24 protein-coding genes are annotated in these 20,020 nt (G+C 71.8%); 5 read left to right on the top strand and 19 right to left on the bottom strand.

Annotated elements, in window-relative coordinates:
• Positions 1 to 172: 172 nt before the first annotated feature.
• From ITI46_RS23830 to hisI, 18 genes are all read right to left on the bottom strand, one after another.
• Positions 173 to 904 carry a VIT1/CCC1 transporter family protein gene (locus ITI46_RS23830; protein ID WP_209241770.1) on the bottom strand — a complete coding sequence of 244 codons (732 nt, stop codon included), beginning with the start codon at positions 902 to 904 and terminating at the stop codon, positions 173 to 175.
• Positions 905 to 1,006: 102 nt separating this feature from the next.
• Positions 1,007 to 1,369, bottom strand: a complete 363-nt coding sequence (gene mnhG, locus ITI46_RS23835; RefSeq protein WP_209241771.1) for a monovalent cation/H(+) antiporter subunit G — start codon at positions 1,367 to 1,369, stop codon at positions 1,007 to 1,009.
• The gene (locus tag ITI46_RS23840) at positions 1,366 to 1,758 is read right to left on the bottom strand and encodes an MrpF/PhaF family protein (protein WP_307808298.1); all 393 of its coding nucleotides are present in this window, start codon (positions 1,756 to 1,758) and stop codon (positions 1,366 to 1,368) included. Before ITI46_RS23840 ends, mnhG begins: the two co-directional genes overlap by 4 nt.
• Complete coding sequence (locus tag ITI46_RS23845) at positions 1,749 to 2,333, bottom strand: Na+/H+ antiporter subunit E (RefSeq protein WP_209241772.1); 585 nt, start codon at positions 2,331 to 2,333, stop codon at positions 1,749 to 1,751. The genes ITI46_RS23840 and ITI46_RS23845 overlap by 10 nt, the downstream gene beginning before the upstream one ends.
• On the bottom strand, positions 2,330 to 3,985 hold the full coding sequence (locus ITI46_RS23850) for a Na+/H+ antiporter subunit D (protein WP_209241773.1): 1,656 nt from the start codon (positions 3,983 to 3,985) through the stop codon (positions 2,330 to 2,332). The genes ITI46_RS23845 and ITI46_RS23850 overlap by 4 nt, the downstream gene beginning before the upstream one ends.
• Before the next feature lie 154 nt (positions 3,986 to 4,139).
• On the bottom strand, positions 4,140 to 4,772 hold the full coding sequence (locus ITI46_RS23855; protein WP_209241774.1) for a Na(+)/H(+) antiporter subunit C: 633 nt from the start codon (positions 4,770 to 4,772) through the stop codon (positions 4,140 to 4,142).
• Positions 4,769 to 7,840, bottom strand: coding sequence for a Na+/H+ antiporter subunit A (locus ITI46_RS23860; protein ID WP_209241775.1), 3,072 nt, complete (start codon positions 7,838 to 7,840; stop codon positions 4,769 to 4,771). Before ITI46_RS23860 ends, ITI46_RS23855 begins: the two co-directional genes overlap by 4 nt.
• Positions 7,841 to 7,951: 111 nt before the next feature.
• Entirely contained in the window at positions 7,952 to 8,833 is an 882-nt protein-coding gene (gene lgt / locus ITI46_RS23865; RefSeq protein WP_209241776.1) for a prolipoprotein diacylglyceryl transferase, read from the bottom strand.
• Between the two features lie 165 nt (positions 8,834 to 8,998).
• Positions 8,999 to 9,739, bottom strand: coding sequence for a DsbA family protein (locus tag ITI46_RS23870; RefSeq protein ID WP_209241777.1), 741 nt, complete (start codon positions 9,737 to 9,739; stop codon positions 8,999 to 9,001).
• A 102-nt stretch (positions 9,740 to 9,841) separates the two neighbouring features.
• Positions 9,842 to 10,666 (bottom strand): tryptophan synthase subunit alpha, encoded by an 825-nt coding sequence (gene trpA, locus ITI46_RS23875; protein WP_209241778.1) that lies wholly within the window; start codon positions 10,664 to 10,666, stop codon positions 9,842 to 9,844.
• Complete coding sequence (gene trpB, locus ITI46_RS23880) at positions 10,663 to 11,928, bottom strand: tryptophan synthase subunit beta (RefSeq protein ID WP_209241779.1); 1,266 nt, start codon at positions 11,926 to 11,928, stop codon at positions 10,663 to 10,665. Before trpB ends, trpA begins: the two co-directional genes overlap by 4 nt.
• Positions 11,929 to 12,066: 138 nt before the next feature.
• Complete coding sequence (gene trpM / locus ITI46_RS36105) at positions 12,067 to 12,219, bottom strand: tryptophan biosynthesis modulator TrpM (RefSeq protein ID WP_368860579.1); 153 nt, start codon at positions 12,217 to 12,219, stop codon at positions 12,067 to 12,069.
• Between the two features lie 7 nt (positions 12,220 to 12,226).
• On the bottom strand, positions 12,227 to 13,048 hold the full coding sequence (gene trpC, locus ITI46_RS23885; RefSeq protein ID WP_209241780.1) for an indole-3-glycerol phosphate synthase TrpC: 822 nt from the start codon (positions 13,046 to 13,048) through the stop codon (positions 12,227 to 12,229).
• Between the two features lie 133 nt (positions 13,049 to 13,181).
• Positions 13,182 to 13,577, bottom strand: a complete 396-nt coding sequence (locus ITI46_RS23890; RefSeq protein WP_209241781.1) for a DUF2752 domain-containing protein — start codon at positions 13,575 to 13,577, stop codon at positions 13,182 to 13,184.
• A gap of 47 nt (positions 13,578 to 13,624) precedes the next feature.
• Positions 13,625 to 13,903 carry an HGxxPAAW family protein gene (locus tag ITI46_RS23895; protein WP_209241782.1) on the bottom strand — a complete coding sequence of 93 codons (279 nt, stop codon included), beginning with the start codon at positions 13,901 to 13,903 and terminating at the stop codon, positions 13,625 to 13,627.
• Positions 13,904 to 14,024: 121 nt separating this feature from the next.
• Positions 14,025 to 14,645 (bottom strand): TIGR02234 family membrane protein, encoded by a 621-nt coding sequence (locus tag ITI46_RS23900; RefSeq protein WP_209241783.1) that lies wholly within the window; start codon positions 14,643 to 14,645, stop codon positions 14,025 to 14,027.
• On the bottom strand, positions 14,642 to 16,159 hold the full coding sequence (locus ITI46_RS23905) for an anthranilate synthase component I (protein WP_209241784.1): 1,518 nt from the start codon (positions 16,157 to 16,159) through the stop codon (positions 14,642 to 14,644). The genes ITI46_RS23900 and ITI46_RS23905 overlap by 4 nt, the downstream gene beginning before the upstream one ends.
• Positions 16,160 to 16,170: 11 nt before the next feature.
• Positions 16,171 to 16,530 carry a phosphoribosyl-AMP cyclohydrolase gene (gene hisI, locus ITI46_RS23910; RefSeq protein ID WP_209241785.1) on the bottom strand — a complete coding sequence of 120 codons (360 nt, stop codon included), beginning with the start codon at positions 16,528 to 16,530 and terminating at the stop codon, positions 16,171 to 16,173.
• Between the two features lie 95 nt (positions 16,531 to 16,625).
• Here hisI and ITI46_RS23915 point away from each other — a divergent pair, with 95 nt between their 5' ends.
• Positions 16,626 to 17,258, top strand: a complete 633-nt coding sequence (locus ITI46_RS23915; RefSeq protein WP_209241786.1) for a TIGR03085 family metal-binding protein — start codon at positions 16,626 to 16,628, stop codon at positions 17,256 to 17,258.
• A gap of 210 nt (positions 17,259 to 17,468) precedes the next feature.
• Here ITI46_RS23915 and ITI46_RS35565 read toward each other — a convergent pair whose 3' ends face one another.
• Complete coding sequence (locus tag ITI46_RS35565) at positions 17,469 to 17,831, bottom strand: MerR family transcriptional regulator (protein ID WP_209241787.1); 363 nt, start codon at positions 17,829 to 17,831, stop codon at positions 17,469 to 17,471.
• A gap of 114 nt (positions 17,832 to 17,945) precedes the next feature.
• On the opposite strand from ITI46_RS35565, the gene ITI46_RS23925 reads away from it, so the two are divergent.
• From ITI46_RS23925 to ITI46_RS23940, 4 genes are all read left to right on the top strand, one after another.
• Positions 17,946 to 18,548, top strand: coding sequence for a DsbA family oxidoreductase (locus tag ITI46_RS23925; RefSeq protein WP_209241788.1), 603 nt, complete (start codon positions 17,946 to 17,948; stop codon positions 18,546 to 18,548).
• Positions 18,545 to 19,048 (top strand): nucleoside deaminase, encoded by a 504-nt coding sequence (locus tag ITI46_RS23930; protein WP_209241789.1) that lies wholly within the window; start codon positions 18,545 to 18,547, stop codon positions 19,046 to 19,048. The genes ITI46_RS23925 and ITI46_RS23930 overlap by 4 nt, the downstream gene beginning before the upstream one ends.
• Before the next feature lie 10 nt (positions 19,049 to 19,058).
• Positions 19,059 to 19,379 carry a DMT family transporter gene (locus tag ITI46_RS23935; RefSeq protein ID WP_209241790.1) on the top strand — a complete coding sequence of 107 codons (321 nt, stop codon included), beginning with the start codon at positions 19,059 to 19,061 and terminating at the stop codon, positions 19,377 to 19,379.
• Between the two features lie 76 nt (positions 19,380 to 19,455).
• Positions 19,456 to 19,824: a DMT family transporter gene (locus tag ITI46_RS23940; RefSeq protein WP_209241791.1), complete on the top strand. Its 369-nt coding sequence runs from the start codon at positions 19,456 to 19,458 to the stop codon at positions 19,822 to 19,824.
• The last annotated feature ends 196 nt before the right edge of the window (positions 19,825 to 20,020 follow it).

Raw genomic sequence — 20,020 nt, forward strand, 5'->3', positions numbered from 1 at the left:
GGGCTGGGGCGGACTGGTCACGGTCGTAACTCCCCTATGGGCTACGGCACTTCGTGTTCGCAGATGTCACTTCGTGCACAGCCTAGGCACGTTACGGATCGGCGTGGGGCCATTCCGGACGATCGGTGGCCGGGCCGGGCCACCGGGATGGAACTGGCCGCTGAACCCCGCGCTAGCCGACCGCGACCCCGAACAGGGCGCCGAGCCCGTAGGTGACCGCGGCGGCCGCCGCGCCGAGGCCCAGCTGGCGGGCGCCGCTGAACCACCAGCTGCGCGCCGTCACCCGTGCGACGACGGCCCCGCAGACGAACAGCCCGGTCAGCGCGAGCAGCACGGCGGGCCACAGCGCGGTCGTACCGAACAGATACGGCAGTACGGGCAGTACGGCGCCCAGCGCGAAGGACAGGAACGAGGAGACGGCCGCGACGGCAGGCGAGGGCAGATCGGCGGGGTCGATGCCGAGCTCTTCCCTGGCGTGTATCTCCAGCGCCTGCTCCGGGTCGCGGTGCAGCTGCCGCGCGACCTTCAGCGCCAGGTCGGAGTCGACGCCGCGCGACTCGTACAGCGCTGCCAGTTCCCTGACCTCCTCGCCGGGGCTGCGCCGCAGCTCGCGCCGTTCGATCTCCAGTTCGGCCTGGACGAGTTCGCGCTGCGAGGCGACGGAGGTGTACTCGCCGGCCGCCATCGAGAACGCACCGGCCGCCAGTCCGGCGAGACCGGCGATCACGATGGTCTGCGAGGAGGCCGCGCTGCCCGCCACACCGGTCATCAGACCGAGGTTGGAGACCAGCCCGTCCATCGCACCGAAGACGGCGGGCCGCAGCCAGCCGCCGTTGACGTCACGGTGGGTGTGGTTGTCGCGGTGTGCGACGTGGGTCGGGTCGGTGACTCCGGCTAGGGACATGGCCGGTACGGCTCCTTCGCTTGGAACAGCAGGCGCGGATCTGCGCTCACGTTCGAAGCGTAGGCACCAAGGGCCCTCCGCTGCCAGCAAGTAAGGCCGAACTTACCCCTCTGACCTGGGCTTCTCCTCGAGCGCCGGCGCCAGCTCGTCCCGTACCAGGTCCTCGCGGTCCAGCCGTCCTGTGCGGTAGGCCGCGCGGCCCACCATGTGCGCGGCCACCGGGGAGGTCAGCAGCTGGAAGAGGCCCACCAGCAGCAGGGTGCACAGGTCGATGGGGCTGCGCAGCCACAGCCCGGCACCGATCAGGACGAGCAGCAGGCCGAGGGACTGCGGCTTGGTCGCGGCATGCATACGGCTGAGGACGTCCGGCAGCCGCAACAGGCCGATGCCGGCCAGCAGACACAGCAGGGCGCCCGCCAGCATGCACCCGGTGCCCACCACGTCGGCGACTCCGGTCCAGCTCATCGCGGCTCCCTCCCGCCGTCGTCACCTTCACCGCCGCGTTCTACGCCCCCGGTGCCCTCATCCTTGTCCACGTCCTCGTCCACGTCCTCGGTGCCCGCCTCGTCGCGCAGCGCCATGAAGCGGGCGACGCCGACCGAACCGGTGAAGCCGAGAAAGGAGAGGACGAGGAGAACCGGCAGATAGAACGGGTTGCCCCTGACCGCTGTCTGGAGTCCGATACCGGCCATCACCACGGCGACCAGCGCGTCGAGCGCGACAGCGCGGTCCAGCGTCGAGGGGCCCCGCACCAGCCGCAGGGTCACCAGCAGCCCGGCGATCAGCAGCAGCGCCGCGATCACCGCGAAGGTCACCTCGAAGGCCGGCGCGTGTGCCCTCGCCGTCACCGCCACCGGCCGAACACCTCCTCGGCCGCCTCCGAAGCGCGGATCGCGGTGACATCGGCGGCGGTGCCGAAAGCCTCCACCACCCGGGTCTCCAGGCGCAGCGCGTCCCGTCTGGCCCGCGCCAGCTCGTCCTCCGACTCCCCGCCGAGCACATGCAGATAAAGGGTGCCCGAGCGGCGGTCGACCTCCAGGACGGTGCTGCCGGGCACGGCTGTGACCGCGACGGCCGTGACGGTCAGCATCAGGTCGCCGGGGCAGCGCATCTTCACCGCGAGCACGGCGCAGCGCGGCCGGCCCGGCGCGAGGATGTAGCGGTTGATCCGCCAGCTGGAGACGGCCAGGTCCAGCGCGAACCGTACGGCGAACCGCAGGATGCCGAGCGGGTGCAGATGGGCCTGCTTCTCGACGGGGGGCAGCGGGAAGACGAGCACCACCAGCAGCGCGACCAGCACCCCGGTCACGACGTTGGCCGGGGTGGGCGTTCCCCACAGCAGCAGCCACAGCAGGGTGAGGCCGAGCACCATGGGCCACTGGGTGGCCCGCAGCCGGCTGGTCTCGGGGAGCCGTTGAGGGGCCGTCATCTGTGCAGCACCGCCTCCACGTAAGGGCTGCGCGCCAGCAGTTCACCGGCCGCGCGGTCGGTCAGTCCGAACAGCGGGCCTGCGAGCACGGTGAAGGCCAGCCCGAACGCCACCAGGGCCGCGGTGGCGCCCGCCATACTGACGGGGAGCGAGCTGCTGGTGGTGATCTCCTGGCCGCCGAAGGTGGCCGTCACCCGGCGCGGTACCAGCACCCTGAGCCCCCCGGGCCAGTCGCCGATGCCGCCGGGCGACGTCCCCCGCCCGCCGCCCGCGGGTTCCTCCTCCGTCGACTCCAGCACCGTGCCGACCGCGCACATCTCCGGTGTGGGGGCCCGCCAGAAGGCCACGTTCCATGCCTTGGCCAGTGCGTAGAGCGTCAGGAGGCTGGTGACCGTGGCGCCGCCCACCAGTACGTAGGCGAGGGCGCCGCCGTCGTGCACACCGGCCCGCAGCAGCCCGAACTTGCCGAGGAAGCCGGAGAGCGGCGGGATGCCCGCGAGGTTCATCGCGGGGACGAAGAACATCACGCCGAGCGCCGGGGACAGCCGCGCCAGACCGCCGAGGCTCTGCAGATCGGTCGTCCCGCTGCGGCGCTCGATCAGCCCGGCGACGAGGAAGAGGGTGGTCTGCACCGTGATGTGGTGGGCGACGTAGAACACCGCGCCGGAAATCCCGCCGGGGCTGCCCAGACCGATCCCGAAGATCATGAACCCCATGTGGCTGACGAGGGTGAAGGACAGCAGCCGCTTCAGGTCGGTCTGGGAGACGGCGCCGAGAATGCCCACGAGCAGCGACAGCAGCGCGAGCACCATCAGGACGGAGCCGATCCGGGACCCGGGGAAGAGCAGCGTCTGCGTACGGAGCATGGCGTAGATGCCGACCTTGGTCAGCAGCCCCGCGAAGACGGCGGTCACCGGCGCCGGAGCCGTGGGGTAGGAGTCGGGCAGCCAGGCGGCCAGCGGGAAGACGGCCGCCTTGATGGCGAACACGCCGAGCAGCGCGATCTGGATGACCATGGCCACGCTCTGCGGCAACGCGTCCAGCCGGGCGGGCAGTTGCGCCATCGTGACGGTACCGGCCGCCGCGTACACCATGGCGACGGCGGCCAGGAACAGCATGGACGACAGCAGCGAGACGATCGCGTACGTGGCACCCGCGCGGATCCGCGCCAGGGTGCCGCCGATGGTCATCAGCACATAACTGGCCGTCAGCATCAGCTCGAAGCCGACGTAGAGGTTGAACAGATCGCCGGCCAGGAAGGTGTCCGAGACCCCGGCGACCAGCACCAGGTAGGAGGGGTGGAAGACGGACAGCGGCGTCGTCTCGTCGTTGTCCGCCATGCCCTGGCCCACCGAGTAGACGAGCACCGAAAGCGTCACGGACGAGGAGATCACCAGCATCAGCGCCGAGAGCCGGTCGGCGACCAGCACGATGCCCACCGGGGGTGCCCACCCACCGGCGTTCATCACCTGCGGGCCCTGCTGATCCGCGGCGATCAGCAGGAGCAGCGAGACGACGAGCACGGCGAGCAGCACGGCAGCGCTGATGAAGCGCTGTACGCGTTCCAGTCTCGCGCCGATCGCCAGTTTCAGTCCCGCCGCGCACAGCGGGAGAATCACCGGCAACGGCACCAACGTCGCGGCCCCACTCACGGTCGGACCTCCACTTCTCCCCGCCGCGTCACCAATTCCCGCCGCAACGGCGCGTAGCCCGACGGCGCGGACCGGCGGTGCCGAACTGCCGCGCCCGGCCGAAAGAAGATGCGGGGCGGAGAGGAAACGTGCGGCGGAAAGAAGATGCGCGGCGTCATCGGTCGGCGCCCAGGATGGTCTGCCATGGGTCGTCCTCCCCCACGATCTCCTCCGCGGACTCTTCCGCGCGCGCCTGCCGCGCGCGGAAGGCGCGCGCGTCGGCGCGAGCGCGCCGACGCAGCTCGCGGTAGCGGTCGCGGGCCGTGCCCAGCCGCTCGTACGCGGTGTGCTCCCGGGCCTCGCGCTCCTCCTCACCGCGGGCCAGCGCCCGGTACTCGAGGCGCTGCTTGCGGTACGCGGCGCGCAGCCGCTCCCGCTCCTCGGCGTAGGTGGCGCGGCGTACGACGCGGATGTCCTCGATGTCGTCGGGTACGTCGTCGTTGCCGGAGTGCTGCCAGGCGCGGTAGGCCATGGTCGCCAGGAACGCGGTGAGCGCGAGGGTGATGACAATGGCGGTGAGGATGAACGCCTGCGGCAGCGGGTCGGACATCGTCGAGCGCGCCGAACCGGGGTAGAGCAGCGCGGCGTTGCCGTCGGGCCCCGAGGTGGCGAGCACCAGGAGGTTGACGCCGTTGCCGATGAGGACGGCGCCCAGCAGGATGCGGGTCAGCGGGCGGGCCAGCAGCAGCGCCGTACCTGCGGCGAACAGCACTCCGCCGCAGGCCACCAGGGCAACGGTCCCCTTCACGCCGCTCCCTCCCCCGAACCGCCGGAGGCATCCGCGCTGTGGGCACGCTCCCGCTCCAGGCGCCGGTCGATCTCCGAGCCGAGGCTGCGCAGTACGTCGAGGACGACGCCGAGGACGAGCAGATAGACGCCGGTGTCGAAGAGCACGGGGCTGGCCGCGTGGAAAGGACCGACGAGCCAGAAGTCGCCGGTGACCTTGCCGGAGGCCAGCACGCTGCCGCCCAGCCAGAGCCCCGCGAGGCCGGTGCCGGTGAGGATGGTCAGGCCCAGGCCGAGCAGGAAGCCGGCGTCCACGGGCGCGGCCAGCGCCAGCTCCAGGCGGCCGCCGGCCAGATAGCGCACCGCCAGCGCGAGTCCGGCGACCAGGCCCGCGGTGAAGCCGCCGCCGGGCTGGTTCTCGGCGGAGAAGAGCAGGTAGAGGGAGAGCACCACGATCGGGTGGAAGATCAGCCGGGCCATCACCTCGAACATCACGGAGCGCCCTTCGGGGGCGAGCGTCGGACCGGCCGCCAGCCAGGTGCGGCGCGGTGCGACGGGCGAGCCCGTCGGCGGACGGGTGCCGGGCCGTACCGGCAGCTTCCAGGCGTCCCTGCGCCCCACGGGACGGCGGCGCGCCACCGCGTCTCCGCCCTCCGCTGAACGCCCGAGCGCGATGCTCGCCGAGCCGGGCACGGAGAGCGGCGGTGTCCCGGGTCCGGCGACCGGTTCGGTCGGCGCCGGACCTGCGGGGTCCTCCTCCCTGGGCACCGGCTGGGCGACCGGCACCCGGACCCGGCGGCGCAGATAGACCAGGCTGGTGACGCCGACCGCTGCGACAGCGAGGACCGCGGACTCGCCCATGGTGTCCCAGGCGCGCAGGTCGACCAGGGTGGTGGACACCACGTTGCGGACGCCCTCGTGTGCCGTCGCCGAGAGCAGCTCAGGGCCTGAGGGCGGGGCGGTACGGGCGGCGAGGGCGAGGTACACGGTGCCGGCGATCACCCCGCCGGCCGCGACGGAGAAGAGGAGGTGCGCACCCCGCCGGGCCCGCCACATCCGGCTGCCGTCCGGGAAGCGCGCCGGGAGTCGGCGCAGTACGAGGACGAAGACGGTCAGCGAGACGGTTTCCACGGCGAACTGCGTCAGCGCCAGATCGGGCGCGCCGTGCAGTACGTAGAGCAGCCCGGCGCCGTATCCGGTGATGCCCGCGAGGACCGCCGCCTTCAGCCGCTGCTGCGTCACCACACAGAGCACGGCGACCCCCGCCACGCCCGCCGCGACGACGAGCTGGGGCACCGAGTCGTACCAGCGTGCCGGGCCCAGGTCGGGCCAGGGCCCGCCGGCCACCAGCTGCGCCGCCTCGAAGCCGAACAGTACGACGAGGGCCGTGCCCAGGTAGACGGGGAGCGAGCCGCGCTGCACGGCGCCGGTGACCTGCAGCGAGATCCGCTCCAGCGCCCACAGCGAGCGGGCGAACACCTGGTCGCCGTCGAACTGCGAGAGCCGCTCGCCCAGCGCGGCGAGCGGCCGTCCGGCCAGGAAGAGCGCGGCGCCCAGCGCCCAGGAGGCGGCCGCCAGCCCCAGGGCCACGCCCCACCCGTGCCACAGCGCCAGATGGAAGGGGGCGCCCTCGAAGGGGAGCGTGTCGGCGTACCGGCCCAGCAGCGGGTCGAGCAACCCGACCCCGGGGCCCAGCGCGAGCCCGGCCAGTGCGCACAGCAGCGGCGGCCCCAGCAGCAGCGCCCCGGCGCGGGCACCCTCCGGGCAGGTCACCGGGTTCAGCGGCGGGGCGCCGCCCTTGCGGGCGAAGGCGCCCCACAGGAAGCGCAGGGTGTACGCGGTGGTGAACGCCGACCCCACGACGACGGCCGCCAGCGCCCACGCCTCCGCGCTCCCGGCGCCCAGCAGCGCGGAGACGGCCGCCTCCTTCGCGACGAACCCGAGCAGCGGGGGCAGCCCCGCCATCGACAGCCCGGCGAGTACTGCCACGGTGCACAGCGCGGGCAGCGCCCGGCCGACGCCGGAGAGCCGTTCGAGATCGCGGGTGCCGGTGAGGTGGTCGATGATGCCGACCACGAGGAAGAGCGGCGCCTTGAACAGCGCATGGGCCAGGATCACATCGGCACCGGCCAGCGCGGCGTCCCGGATGCCGTCGCCGACCAGCACGGTGAGGAGGCCGAGCTGGCTGACCGTGCCGAAGGCCAGCAGCAGCTTCAGATCCGTCTCACGCAGCGCCCGCCAGCCGCCCAGCAGCATCGTCACGCTGCCCAGCACCAGCACCAGGGGGCGCCAGGGCGCCACGTCCGCGAAGGCGGGCGCGAGCCGCGCGATCAGATAGACCCCGGCCTTGACCATGGCGGCGGCGTGCAGATACGCGGAGACCGGTGTGGCGGCCGCCATCGCGCCCGGCAGCCAGAAACTGAACGGCCAGACAGCGGACTTGGACAGCCCCCCGACCAGCACCAGCACCACGCCGCCCGCCACCAGCGCTCCGCCACCGGGCGGGTCCGCGAGCAGCCGGGAGATCCGGTAGGTGCCGGCGGCCTGCCCCAGCATCAGGAAGCCGACGAGCATCACCAGCCCGCCGAGCGTGGTGACCAGCAGCGCCTGGAGCGCGGCCCGCCGGTTGGTGCGGCGTTCGGAGGTGTGCCCGATGAGCAGGAAAGAGAAGACCGTGGTCAGTTCCCACAGCACGTACAGCACGATCAGATCGTCGGCCAGCACCAGCCCGAGCATGGCCCCGGCGAACGCGGTCAGCGATCCGGCGAAGGTCCCCAGCCGTGGTGTGCCGCGGTCGAAGTAGCCCGCGCAGTAGATCATCACCAGCGCGCCGATGCCGCCGGCGATCAGCACCATCAGCAGCGCCAGTGCGTCGCACCGCAGGGCGATGCCGACGCCGAGTGCGGGGATCCAGTCAGTGTGCTCGGTGAGTGCGCCCCCCTCTGCGACCTGGGCGTACTGTGCCGCCGCCCAGACTGCGGCGCCGGCCGGTACTGCGGCGAGCAGCAAGAACGCGCGCGGGCCGAGCCACTGGACCAGTGACCCGGCGCAGCATGCTGCCGCGAAGTGGGCGACGATCAACCACAGCACCCACCGAGAATTGCACACCTATGCATGCAATTCGGACAAGCTCGCTGCCGAGCTGGGTGCCCCTGCCTGAGGGTTGCCGGCTGGGCCTGCTGCGCTTGCCGGGTACGTGCGCTAGGAAGCAGGCTCCTTTTCGGAGGCGCCCTCTTCCGGGGTGCCGTCGGAGCTGGGCTCCGGCTCGACAACCTCCTCGCGGCCGGGCCGCTTTTTCGCCGAGACGACGATGTAAACAACCGCGGCCACGAAAACAATCAGCGCCGTCCAGTTGTTCAGCCGCATGCCGAGCACATGGTGGGCGTCGTCCACCCGCAGATACTCGGTCCAGAAGCGCCCCGCCGTGTACCCGGCCACGTACACCGCGAACGCCCGTCCGTGCCCGAGCCGGAACCGCCGGTCCGCCCAGATCACCAGCAGCGCGACACCGATGCACCACAGCGACTCGTACAGGAAGGTCGGGTGGTAGGTCGCCACGTCGGGGGTGTCGACCGGCCGGTGCTCCGGGTCGATCTTGAGGGCCCACGGCAGATCGGTGGGCCGCCCGTACAGCTCCTGGTTGAACCAGTTGCCCCAGCGGCCCAGCGCCTGTGCCAGCACGATGCCGGGCGCCACGGCGTCCGCGTACGCGGGCAGTGCGATACCGCGGCGGCGGCAGCCGATCCAGGCACCGAGCGCGCCGAGCGCGATGGCGCCCCAGATGCCCAGCCCGCCGTCCCAGATACGGAAGGCGTCGACGGGGTTGCGGCCCTCGCCGAAGTACAACTGGTAGTCGGTGATGACGTGGTACAGCCGGCCGCCGACCAGGCCGAACGGTACGGCCCACACGGCGATGTCGGCGACCGTTCCGGGCTGCCCGCCCCGAGCGACCCACCGGCGCCCGCCGAGCCAGACCGCGGCGAAGACGCCGAGGATGATGCAGAGCGCATAACCGCGCAGCGGAAGCGGCCCGAGGTGAATCTCACCGGCCGAGGGACTGGGAATGAAGGCAAGGGTCTCCATGGCCCCCCCGACGCTACCCTGCCCGGCGCTGCCCCGGTAAATCAGCCCGCACAACGGCTGGATAACAGCTCTGATGAGGGGGCTGCCCCTGCCTGGCAGTTGCAGACTGCGGGTTTTTTGTGGTTGCTCGCGCAGTTCCCCGCGCCCCTTCGGGGCGCGTCACCCCTAGCTCGCGGCCTCCACCAGCTTCCGCAGCCGCGCCGGGGTGAGGGGGTGCGCCTGGTCGCTGAAGATGTCCTTGCCGTTCAGCAGCACCGTCGGCGTCCCCTGGTGGCCCGACTTGCGGAACTCCTCATCGGAGCGGGTCACCCAGGCATCGTGACGGCCACTGGTCACGCACTCCTTGAAGGAGGCGTCCGCCAGCCCGTCCACCTTCCCGGCCAGCTCGATCAGCCGGCCCGTGTCGGCGAAGGCGTCCTTCTCCTCGCCGGGCTGGTTGCGGTACAGCACGTCGTGGTAGGGGACGAACTTCCCCTTGTCCCGGGCACACGCCGCCGCGTTGGCCGCCTCGTGGGAGCCCCGGCCGCCCATGTTGCCGTCGATGAGCGTCACCAGGTGGTACTCGGCCTTGAGCTTGCCCGCCCGCTGGAGGCTCTTGATCGTGCCCCGGAAGGCGTTCTCGAACTGCCCGCACGCCGGGCAGCGGAAGTCCTCGTAGACCGTGAGCTTGGCGGGGGCGCTGTGCTGCCCCACCGTGACGGGCTTCCCCGACTGGCTGCCTGCGCTCTCCCGGCCCATGCCCGCCACGGTGGCGCCGACCGCGGTGGCCACGGCCAGTACGCCGACGACCACCGCGCCCACCTTGAACTGGCGCCGCCTGCGCTCGGCCGCCTTGTCGCGCTCCCGCTCGGCCCGCAGGCGCTCGCGGGCCGAGCGCTTGCCGCCGTCGTTGCTGTTCTGGCTCATCACGCCCGACCCAACGAGAAGGCTCGGCCCCGATGCGCACACAGCGCCCGTTTTCCCTCAAAAGGGATGGCCCCCCGGCGCATGGCCGGAGGGCCGTTACCACTACCGGCGGACGCCCTCCGCGAGGGCCGCGGCGAGCTCCCGTACTTCCTCCAGGCCGGCCTGCAGACCGTCGGCCGCGAGCAGCCGCTTGACGAACGCCGAGCCGACGATCACGCCGTCCGCGAAGGCGGCCACCTCAGCGGCCTGTCCGGGGTTGGAGACCCCGAGCCCGACGCACACCGGCAGCGAGGTGGTGGACCGCACCCTGGCCACCAGCTCCCTGGCCTCGTTGCCCACCGACTCCCGCGTCCCGGTGACGCCCATCAGCGAGGCGGCGTAGACGAAGCCGCTGCCCGCAGCGGTGATCCGGGCGAGCCGTGCGTCCTGGCTGCTGGGCGCGACGACGAAGACCGTCGCGAGTCCGGCCTGCTCGGCCGCCTTCCGCCAGCCCTCCGACTCCTCCACCGGCAGGTCGGGCAGGATGCACCCGGCACCGCCCGCGGCGGCCAGTTCCTCGGCGAACCGCTCGGCGCCGTACCGGTCGACGGGGTTCCAGTACGTCATGACCAGCACCGGCTTGCCCGTGGCGGCGTGCGCCTCGCGGACCGTACGCAGCACGTCCGCGATCCGCACCCCGCCCTCCAGCGCGATGGTGTCGGCTGTCTGGATGACCGGTCCGTCCATCACCGGGTCGCTGTGCGGGAGACCGACCTCGACCACGTCGCAGCCGCTCTCCAGCAGGGCCGTACAGGCCGCGATGCCGCCCTCGACGGTGGGGAAGCCGGCCGGGAGGTAGCCGACGAGCGCGGCCCGGTTCTCGGCCTTGGCCCGCGCCAGGGCCTCGTCCAGCAGTGCGATGTTGCCGCCGTTGCCGTTGCCGCTCATGCGTTCTCCCCCTCAGCGCTCGCGCCGTCCTCACCGGCACCGTCCAGCAGGCCGAAGTAGCGCGCGGCCGTGTCCATGTCCTTGTCGCCGCGGCCGGAGAGGTTCACCAGCACGATGCCCTCGGGGCCCAGCTCCTTGCCCAGGTCGAGGGCGCCCGCCAGGGCGTGTGCGCTCTCGATGGCCGGGATGATGCCCTCGGTCTTCGAGAGCAGCCGCAGCGCCTGCATCGCCTCGTCGTCGGTGACCGGGCGGTACTCGCCGCGTCCGCTGTCCTTGAGGAAGGCGTGCTCGGGGCCGATGCCCGGGTAGTCGAGCCCGGCCGAGATCGAGTACGGCTCGGTGATCTGGCCCTCGTCGTCCTGGAGGACGTAGGAGCGGGAGCCGTGCAGGATGCCCGGCTCGCCCGCGGTCAGCGTGGCGGCGTGCTCGCCGGAGGCCACGCCGTGCCCCGCAGCCTCGAAGCCAACCAGCCGCACGCCGGTGTCCGGCAGGAAGGCGTGGAAGAGCCCGATCGCGTTGGAGCCGCCACCCACGCAGGCGGCGACGGCGTCCGGCAGCCGCCCGGTGCGCTCCAGCATCTGCCGCCGCGCCTCGACGCCGATCACGCGGTGGAAGTCGCGGACGATCTGCGGGAACGGGTGCGGCCCCGCGACCGTGCCGAACAGATAGTGCGTGCGGTCGACGTTGGCCACCCAGTCGCGGAACGCCTCGTTGATGGCGTCCTTGAGGGTGCGGCTGCCCGAGGCGACGGGGACGACCTCGGCGCCGAGCATCCGCATGCGGGCGACGTTCAGCGCCTGCCGCTCGGTGTCGATCTCGCCCATGTAGATGGTGCACTCGAGCCCGAAGAGGGCGCACGCGGTGGCGGTGGCCACGCCGTGCTGGCCCGCTCCGGTCTCGGCGATGACGCGGGGCTTGCCCATCCGCTTGGTGAGCAGAGCCTGGCCCAGCACATTGTTGATCTTGTGTGAGCCGGTGTGGTTGAGGTCCTCGCGCTTGAGGAAGACCCGCGCTCCGCCCGCGTGCTCGGCGAACCGCTTCACCTCGGTGAGGGCGCTGGGCCGGCCGGTGTAGTTGACGAGCAGTTCGTCGAGTTCGGCGGCGAAGGCCGGGTCCGCCTTCGCCTTCTCGTACTCGGCGGCCACCTCGTCCACGGCGGCGACCAGCGCCTCGGGGATGAACTTGCCGCCGAACGCGCCGAAGTACCCGGCAGCGCTGGGACTCAGACCCTCGGGGTCAGGGATGAAAAAGTCGGACGACATACCGACAGTGCTCCTTGCGAGTGGCTGACGTGATGACTCTGTCCCCGGACACGCCGCCCGCCCCGCCACCGGGCACCCCTTCTCCTTCTCCGCGGAGAGGGGTGCGCCTTCAGCGGCGAACGGCGGACACGGGGAAGGTCAGCGCCATCGCCGTCCGCGGATCACACCGGGCTCACAGCCGATGTGATAGCGGACCGACCGCCCCCGCACCCGCCGCGCGGGCGCCCGGCACCCACGCGGGCGGCACCCGCGCGCCAGGGCGAGGGAGCACAGCGAGACGACAGCGGCCATGGGAACGTCAGTCCCTTCCGCCGTGCCGGAGCGCCGGGTGGGCGCCGGCGGCGACGAGGTCGGAGACCGCGGTCTTCGGGTCCTTGCCGGTGACCAGCGACTCCCCCACCAGGACGGCGTCGGCCCCCTCGTTCGCGTACGCGATCAGGTCGTGCGGGCCGCGGACGCCGGACTCGGCGACCTTGACGATGTGGTCGGGGATCTCGGGCGCGATCCGGGTGAAGTTGCTCCGGTCGACCTCGAGCGTCTTCAGGTTCCGCGCGTTGACGCCGACGATCTTGGCCCCGGCCTTCAGTGCCCGCTCGGTCTCGTCCTCGTCGTGCACCTCGACCAGCGGGGTCAGCCCGATGGACTCGGCGCGCTCGATCAGCGAGACCAGCGCCTCCTGCTCCAGCGCCGCGACGATCAGCAGCACCACATCGGCGCCGTAGGCGCGGGCCTCCCACAGCTGGTAGGAGGAGAAGATGAAGTCCTTGCGCAGCACGGGGATGTCCACCCGGGCGCGTACGGCCTCGAGGTCGGCCAGCGAGCCGCCGAAGCGGCGGCGTTCGGTGAGGACGGAGATCACGGCGGCGCCGCCCGCCTCGTAGTCGGCGGCGAGTCCGGCCGGGTCGGCGATGGCCGCCAGCGCGCCCTTGGACGGGCTGGAGCGCTTGACCTCGCAGATCACCCGCACACCGGCCGCGCTGTCGCCCTTGAGCGCCGCGAGTCCGTCCTTGACCTGGGGGGCCCGGGCCGCGCGCTCCTTGAGCTCGTCGAGGCTGACGCGCGCCTGCCGCTCGGCGAGGTCCTCACGCACGCCTTCGATGATCTCGTCGAGCACACTCACCGAGCGGCCTCCTTGCTGGCTGGGGTGGGGCACTGTGATGGTATCCGCCACGACGCGGAGGTCCCGCATCCGGTTGAACACAGTCCCATATAGCGGACAAATCACCGCCCTGTCGGCCGTCCGGCCCGGCCGGTCAGGGAGTCAGCCCGCCGCCGAGGGGCGTATTCCGGACAACCGTGAAGACCACCAGCAGCGCCCCCGCCGCCCACCCGTGCCAGGCCCGCAGCCGTACCGGAAAGGAGTACGCGCGCCCCCGTACCGCGCGCGCTGTCCAGTGCAGCCAGCCCAGCGCGAAGCCGACGAAGAGCAGGACGGCCAGCGCGTTGGCGCCCAGCGCGGTGGCCAGGTCGCCGTGGGCCACGGCGTGCGCACTGCGCAGCCCGCCGCAGCCGGGGCAGTACAGGCCGGTGACGGTCAGGAAAGGGCAGGCCGGGTAGTGGCCCGGCTGATTGGGGTCGACGGCGGCCACATAGGCGAAGGCCGCGCCCACCGTGGCGAGGGTGCCCAGGGGCGCGGCCAGGCGCGGCACCGCGCCTGCGAGGCGGTGCCGCGCTGTCGCGGCGTACTGCCGTCGGTTCAGGAGTGCGCCTCGGCGTGCGTCTGCTTGTGGGCCTGGTCGTGCGCCAGCTTGTGGGCGCGTGCCTGCTCGGCGGTCAGCCCCTTGGACTTGGACTGGCCGAGCCCCGCCGCCCGCATGATGCCGCCGATCACAGCACCCGCTCCGATGATGACCAGCCCCGCGATCACACCGGCGGGCTGCGCCATCACCGTGAAGGCGGAGGCGACGCAGAAACCGACGAAGGCGATGATCGAGCCGGTCCAGGCGGCCGGGGTGTGTCCGTGGCTGTGCGCCATGAATGCTCCTTGAGTCACAACATGAGGTGGGGCCACCCGGCCCGTTCGCCGCCTATTGTCTCTCTTCCACCAGCACCCGCTACCGCGGGGTCACCCAGGCGTCCCGTCAGTGGCGCGACCCTCACGCCGTGCCGTGCGTGGGGTCCTCCCCACGGTCCAGGGCCTTCCACAGATCCTCGGGTCGATCAGGATCGACCCGCTCCGCACGGGCGGCACGCTGCCGCAACGGAGTGCGCTCATAACGGGCGCTCCCGGACATCGAGGGCCACCCGCTCCCGTACCGCAGCGCCAGCAACCCGGCGACCAGGAGCAGCGCACCCCCGGCGGCCGACACATACGGCCAGGCCGTGACGGTGACGGCGGCACCGAGCCCACTGTCCGCAAGACCACTGGTCTTCGCGGCCTCAGCGGCCAGCGCATCGGTGTCCTTGGCCCCGACCAGCGCGGAGGCCAGCACCGCGGCCCCGCACAGGGTGAGCAGCCCGGCGACGACACGGCGCCCGGTGCGGCGTACGGCGAAGACGGCGACGAGCGCGGCGAGCCCGACCAGCGCCAGTGCGCTGGGCAGCCCGGTGACATCGCCGCCCTCGGCGCTGACCGGCACCTCGCCCTGGGCGAACTTCGCCGTGGACTCGCTCCACGTCTGCCCTGCGGAAACCAGCGCGAGGGCCGCGCCCACCGCGCCGCTCAGCAGTGCCGCCGCCAGCGCGGTGCGCGTACGCGCGTGGGTTCGAGAAGTCACCCCTCCACGCTACCCCCGAGCCGTTCGGCGGTACGGACCGCCCTCAGCACAGCGGCGGCCTTGTTGGCGCACTCGGTGTCCTCGGCCGCAGGTTCGGAGTCGGCGACGACCCCGGCACCCGCCTGGACGTACGCGGTCCCGTCGCGCAGCAGGGCCGTACGGATGGCGATGGCGGTGTCGGAGTCGCCCGCGAAGTCGAGATATCCGACGCATCCGCCGTAGACGCCGCGCTTGGTGGGCTCCAGCTCCTCGATGATCTGCAGCGCGCGCGGCTTGGGCGCCCCGGAGAGGGTGCCGGCCGGGAAGCAGGCGGTGAGTGCGTCGAACGCGGTACGCCCCTCGGCGAGTTGCCCTGTGACGGTGGAGACGATGTGCATCACATGGCTGTAGCGCTCGATGGACATGAAGTCGACCACCTCGACGCTGCCCGGCTCGCAGACCCGCCCCAGGTCGTTGCGGCCCAGGTCGACCAGCATCAGATGCTCGGCCCGCTCCTTGGGGTCGGCCAGCAGCTCCTCGGCCAGCGCGGTGTCCTCGCCCGGGGTGGCGCCGCGCGGGCGCGTACCGGCGATGGGGTGCATCATCGCGCGGCCGTCCTCGACCTTGACCAGCGCCTCGGGGCTGGAGCCGACGATGTCGAAGCCGTCGAAGCGCAGCAGATACATGTACGGGCTCGGATTGGTGGCCCGCAGCACCCGGTAGACGTCCAGCGCGCTCGCCGTACACGGGGCCTCGAACCGCTGCGAGGGCACCACCTGGAACGCCTCGCCGCCGCGGATCCGCTCCTTGATGTCCTCGACCCAGCCCTGGTACGTCGCACCGCCCGACCTGGCCTCGGACTGGGGCAGTTCGGACGGCGGCAGCGCCACCGGCTCGACGGGCGCGGGGCGCGCGAGGTCGGCGGTCATCGCGTCGAGCCGGCGTACGGCTTCGGCGTGCGCCTCGTCCACGCCGGTGTCCAGGTCGTTGTGGTTGATCGCGTTGGCGATCAGCAGCACCGTGCCGTCGCGGTGGTCGAGGACGGCGAGGTCGGAGGTGAGCAGCATCGTCAGCTCCGGCAGCGCGAGGTCGTCCACCGTGTCCGGGTGGTGGCCGACCTTCTCCAGCCGCTGGACGATGTCGTAGCCGAGGTAGCCGACCATGCCGCCGGTGAACGGCGGCAGGTCGCCGCCCTGGTGCAGATCGCGCGGGGTGTGCAGGGCCGCCACCGTCTCGCGGAGCGCGGCGAGCGGGTCTCCCCCGGTGGGTACGCCGACGGGCGGGGTGCCCTGCCAGTGCGCCTGGCCGTCGCGCACGGTCAGCGCGGCGTCGCTGCGTACGCCGACGAAGGAGTAGCGCGACCAGGTGCGGCCGTTCTCCGCCGACTCCAGCAGGAAGGTGCCGGGGCGCTCCTGAGCGAGCTTGCGGTACAGGGCGATGGGGGTGTCGCCGTCCGCCAGCAGGCGGCGGGTCACCGGGATGACCCGGCGGTCCTTGGCGAGCGTGCGGAAAGTTGCGAGGTCAGGCGCCGTCATGGGCCCTCACCCTACTGGTCTGCGGGCAGCAGCACGTCGGCGTCGAAACAGGTCCGCCTGCCCGTGTGACAGGCCGCGCCGACCTGGTCGACCTTCACCAGCACCGTGTCCGCGTCGCAGTCCAGCGCCACGGACTTCACCCACTGCACATGGCCTGATGTGTCCCCTTTGACCCAGTATTCGCCCCGGCTGCGGCTCCAGTACGTGGCACGCCCGGAGGTGAGCGTGCGGCGCAGCGCCTCGTCGTCCATCCAGCCCAGCATCAGCACCTCTCCGGTGTCGTACTGCTGGGCGACGGCGGGCAGCAGCCCATCCGCGTTGCGCTTGAGCCGGGCGGCGACGGCGGGGTCGAGAGTGGTCTCCTGGGACATGGCTCCATTGTCCCCTACCGCGGCACTGACACGCCCCGCACACGGCCGGGCACCCATAGCTCCCCGGTCGCCGCGTTCCGCCGTACGCTTGCGGCATGTCGACCCATGCGAAGCGTGAACGTCTGTTGCTCGCCGATCTCTTGGAGACACACGGCCCCGACGCTCCCACCCTGTGCGAGGGCTGGAAGACCCGGGATCTGGCCGCGCACACCGTCGTGCGGGAGCGCCGCAGCGATGCGGCGGGCGGGCTGCTGATCAAACAGCTCGCGCCCCGACTGGAGCGGGTGCAGGGCGAGTTCGCCGCCAAGCCGTACGACGAACTCGTCCAGCTCATCCGGACCGGGCCGCCGCGGATGTCGCCCTTCGCGCTCAAGCAGGTGGACGAGGCGGCCAACACGGTGGAGTTCTTCATCCACGCCGAGGATGTACGGCGCGCGCAGCCCGACTGGACTCCGCGGGAGCTGGACCCCGTCTTCGAGGACGCGCTGTGGCGGCGGCTGGAGACGGCGGCGCGGATGTACGGGCGCAAGTCGCCCGTCGGTCTTGTGCTGCGGCGGCCCAATGGGCAGACGGCCGTCGCCAACCGCGGTACGCCTGTCGTCACCGCGGTCGGTGCCCCCTCGGAACTGTTGTTGTTCGTCTCCGGCCGGCAGGAGCACGCGGATGTGGAGCTGGACGGCGACAAGGACGCCCTCGCCCGTGTGACCCAGGCAAACCTGGGCCTGTAGCGCCGGGGAGGGGGTGCCCCCTGACGTGCGTCGCGGACTGCAGGTGATCTGTGGCTAGTCGCGCAGTTCCTCGCGCCCCTGACGGGGCGCATCCTTCCTTCTGTGCTTGGGCAGTCTGCGCCAGGGGCGCAGGGTGGGCAAGCGCAGCCCCCATGCGGGGCACCAGACCCGGGGCGGGTCAGGGTGTTTTCAGACGGTCGAGCGGGGGAGTTACGGCTCCCCCGCCGGCCGCTCGGTGACGTCCCGTCTCAGCGCCTGCAGCACATCGAGCTCGCGGTCGATGTCGCGTCGCTTGGCCTCGAGCCGTTGGACCTCCTGGGCCAGGAGCGCCTCCATGACCCCGGTGCGCTCTTCGGGGGAGGCCTCCAGGCAGGGCAGCAGTTCACCGATGGTGGTGCTGCACAGACCTGCGGCCAGCAGATGCTGGATCATCACGACGCGCTCGGCCGTCGAGGCGTCGAAGTCCCGCCATCCTCCCACCGTGCGGTTGGAGCGGATGAGACCTTGCTCTTCGTAGTAGCGCAAAGACCGAGCGCTGACACCGGTGGCCTGCGCGAGTTCCCCGATCCGCACGATGCCTCCTGCACATGACCTGGCTTCGCGCCCAGTCTTGCACCTGACACCGGTGTGAAGTTCGACCCTCGGGTGGCCGCGCCGAACCGTGTGCGGCCTCACGAGGAGGTCTCCATGAAGCAGATCCATGTGTGGTCGGACTATGTGTGCCCGTTCTGCCTGATCGCCGACGAGCTCATCGAGCGCGTCATCGCTGACCGGGACGATGTCGAAGTCGTCCATCACGCGTATGAGCTCCGGCCGCACCCGACGCCGACGCTGCGACCGGAGGATCCATACCTGCCGGACATCTGGACCCGGGCCGTCTATCCGATGGCGCGTCGCCACCGGGTGCCGATGACACTGCCGAGCATCTCGCCCCAGCCCTATACCGCCATGGCCTTCCGGGGGGCCCAGTACGCCGCCGCTCACGGTGCGGCTCACGCCTACCACCGGCGGGTGATGACGGCCTTCTTCCAGGAGAACCGCGACATCGGCGACAGGGACACGCTGGCCGGCATCGCCACCGATGTCGGTCTGGACCGCGTCGGCTACCTCAATGCGCTGGACGACGACGCCTACGCCAACCGGCACCAGGTGGCCCTGGCCGAGTCCGCCGCCATGGAGATCACAGTCGTGCCCACCATCGTCATCGGGCGGCGGCGCATCGAGGGGGTGGCCACCGAAGGCGTGATCGCACGCGCCCTCGACGGAGACGCTGCCGAAGGCGCGGCATGAGTGGCGACGACACTCTCACCGGGCTTCTCGCCGACGCCGTGGCCTGTTCCCGCCGCCATGTCGAGCAGGGAGGGCTCCCGTTCGTCGGGGTGGTCGTCAGCCCCGACGGTCTCGTCTCGCCACCCGGGGTCAACCAGGTGCGGGAAACAGGCGATCCGACCGCACACGCCGAGACAGTCGCCATGCGCGCCGTCGCGGCACGCCACGGCCCGAGCACCCTCATCGGCGCGACGCTGCTCGCCACCGGCGAACCCTGCAGCCTCTGCTACCGATTCGCTGCCGACCACGGAATCGGGCGCGTCATCTACGCGGTCGACCAAGACACGGCCGCCACCTGGGGTTTCGACTACCGCACACGGGACGAGCAACCGACCCCGGCCCAGCGGGCCCTGGTGGGAGGAGCCGAGCACCGAGCGGTGGCCGACCGCCTCGGTCCGTTCGCCACCTACTTGCAGCTGCGCGGCCTCCCCTTGCCGGACACCGGATACTCCGCTCTTTGAAAGGACCCTCATGCACTGGCTCAACCTCGCCATCGCCACTGTCTTCGAGATCGCTGTCGCCATCAGCGCGGGCAAGGCCCAAGGCTTCGCCCACCGCGGCTGGACCCTCACGACGCTCGTCACCGGCGGCCTGGGCACCTACTTCCTCAGCCGGGCGCTGCTCACCTTCGACGTCGGGGTCGGCTATGCGCTGTGGACCTCGCTCGCCGGGGTCGGCATCACCGTGCTCGGCACGCTGCTCTTCGGAGAGCGCATCACCTGGCGCAAAGCCATCGGCATCGCCCTCGTCATCGGCGGAGTCGTCGGTCTCCAGCTCACCGGCACCGCCTGACCACACGACCACCCGCCCTGACCCCGCTGCCCACCCACGCACCCACGCACCCACGCACCCACAGAAGGAACGTCTCATGTCGGCACAGCCGCCCTTCTCCCGTATCGCTTGGCTCACCCTGCTCCTCGCCGGAGTCTTCGAGGTCGGATATGCCCTGTCCGTCGGGGGCAGCCACGGTTTCACCGTCTGGTCGTGGTCGATCGTGGCCGTCGTGTTCTTCCTGCTCACACTCTGGGCCCTCAGCCTCGCTCTGCGCAGCATCGAGGTCGGCATCGGCTACGCGGTGTGGGCAGGCATCGGCGCCGCCGGAGCCGCACTGCTGGGCCCCGCGTTCTTCGATGAAACCCTCACCCCGGCCAAGGCCGGATGGCTCGCCGTCATCATCGCCGGTGTCGTCTGGCTCAAGCTCGCGGACCGCCCCGGCGCCGGCGAACCATCCGAGTGAGCTCCTGGCCCCCATACCGGGTAAGCGGAGGGCGTGCGCCCCCTGTTGGCGCCCCCGAGTCCACCCGTAGGGTGCCCGGCGCCGGGTACAGGGGCGGGTCAGGGTGTTCCCGGATGGAGCCGGGGCGCCCAGCCGCGAAGGTGGATGTATGACTCCTTCGCCGCTCCCCCGCACCCGGACCTCCGCCCCCCACCGC

The organism is Streptomyces oryzae, assembly GCF_017676365.1.
Classification (GTDB): domain Bacteria; phylum Actinomycetota; class Actinomycetes; order Streptomycetales; family Streptomycetaceae; genus Streptomyces; species Streptomyces oryzae.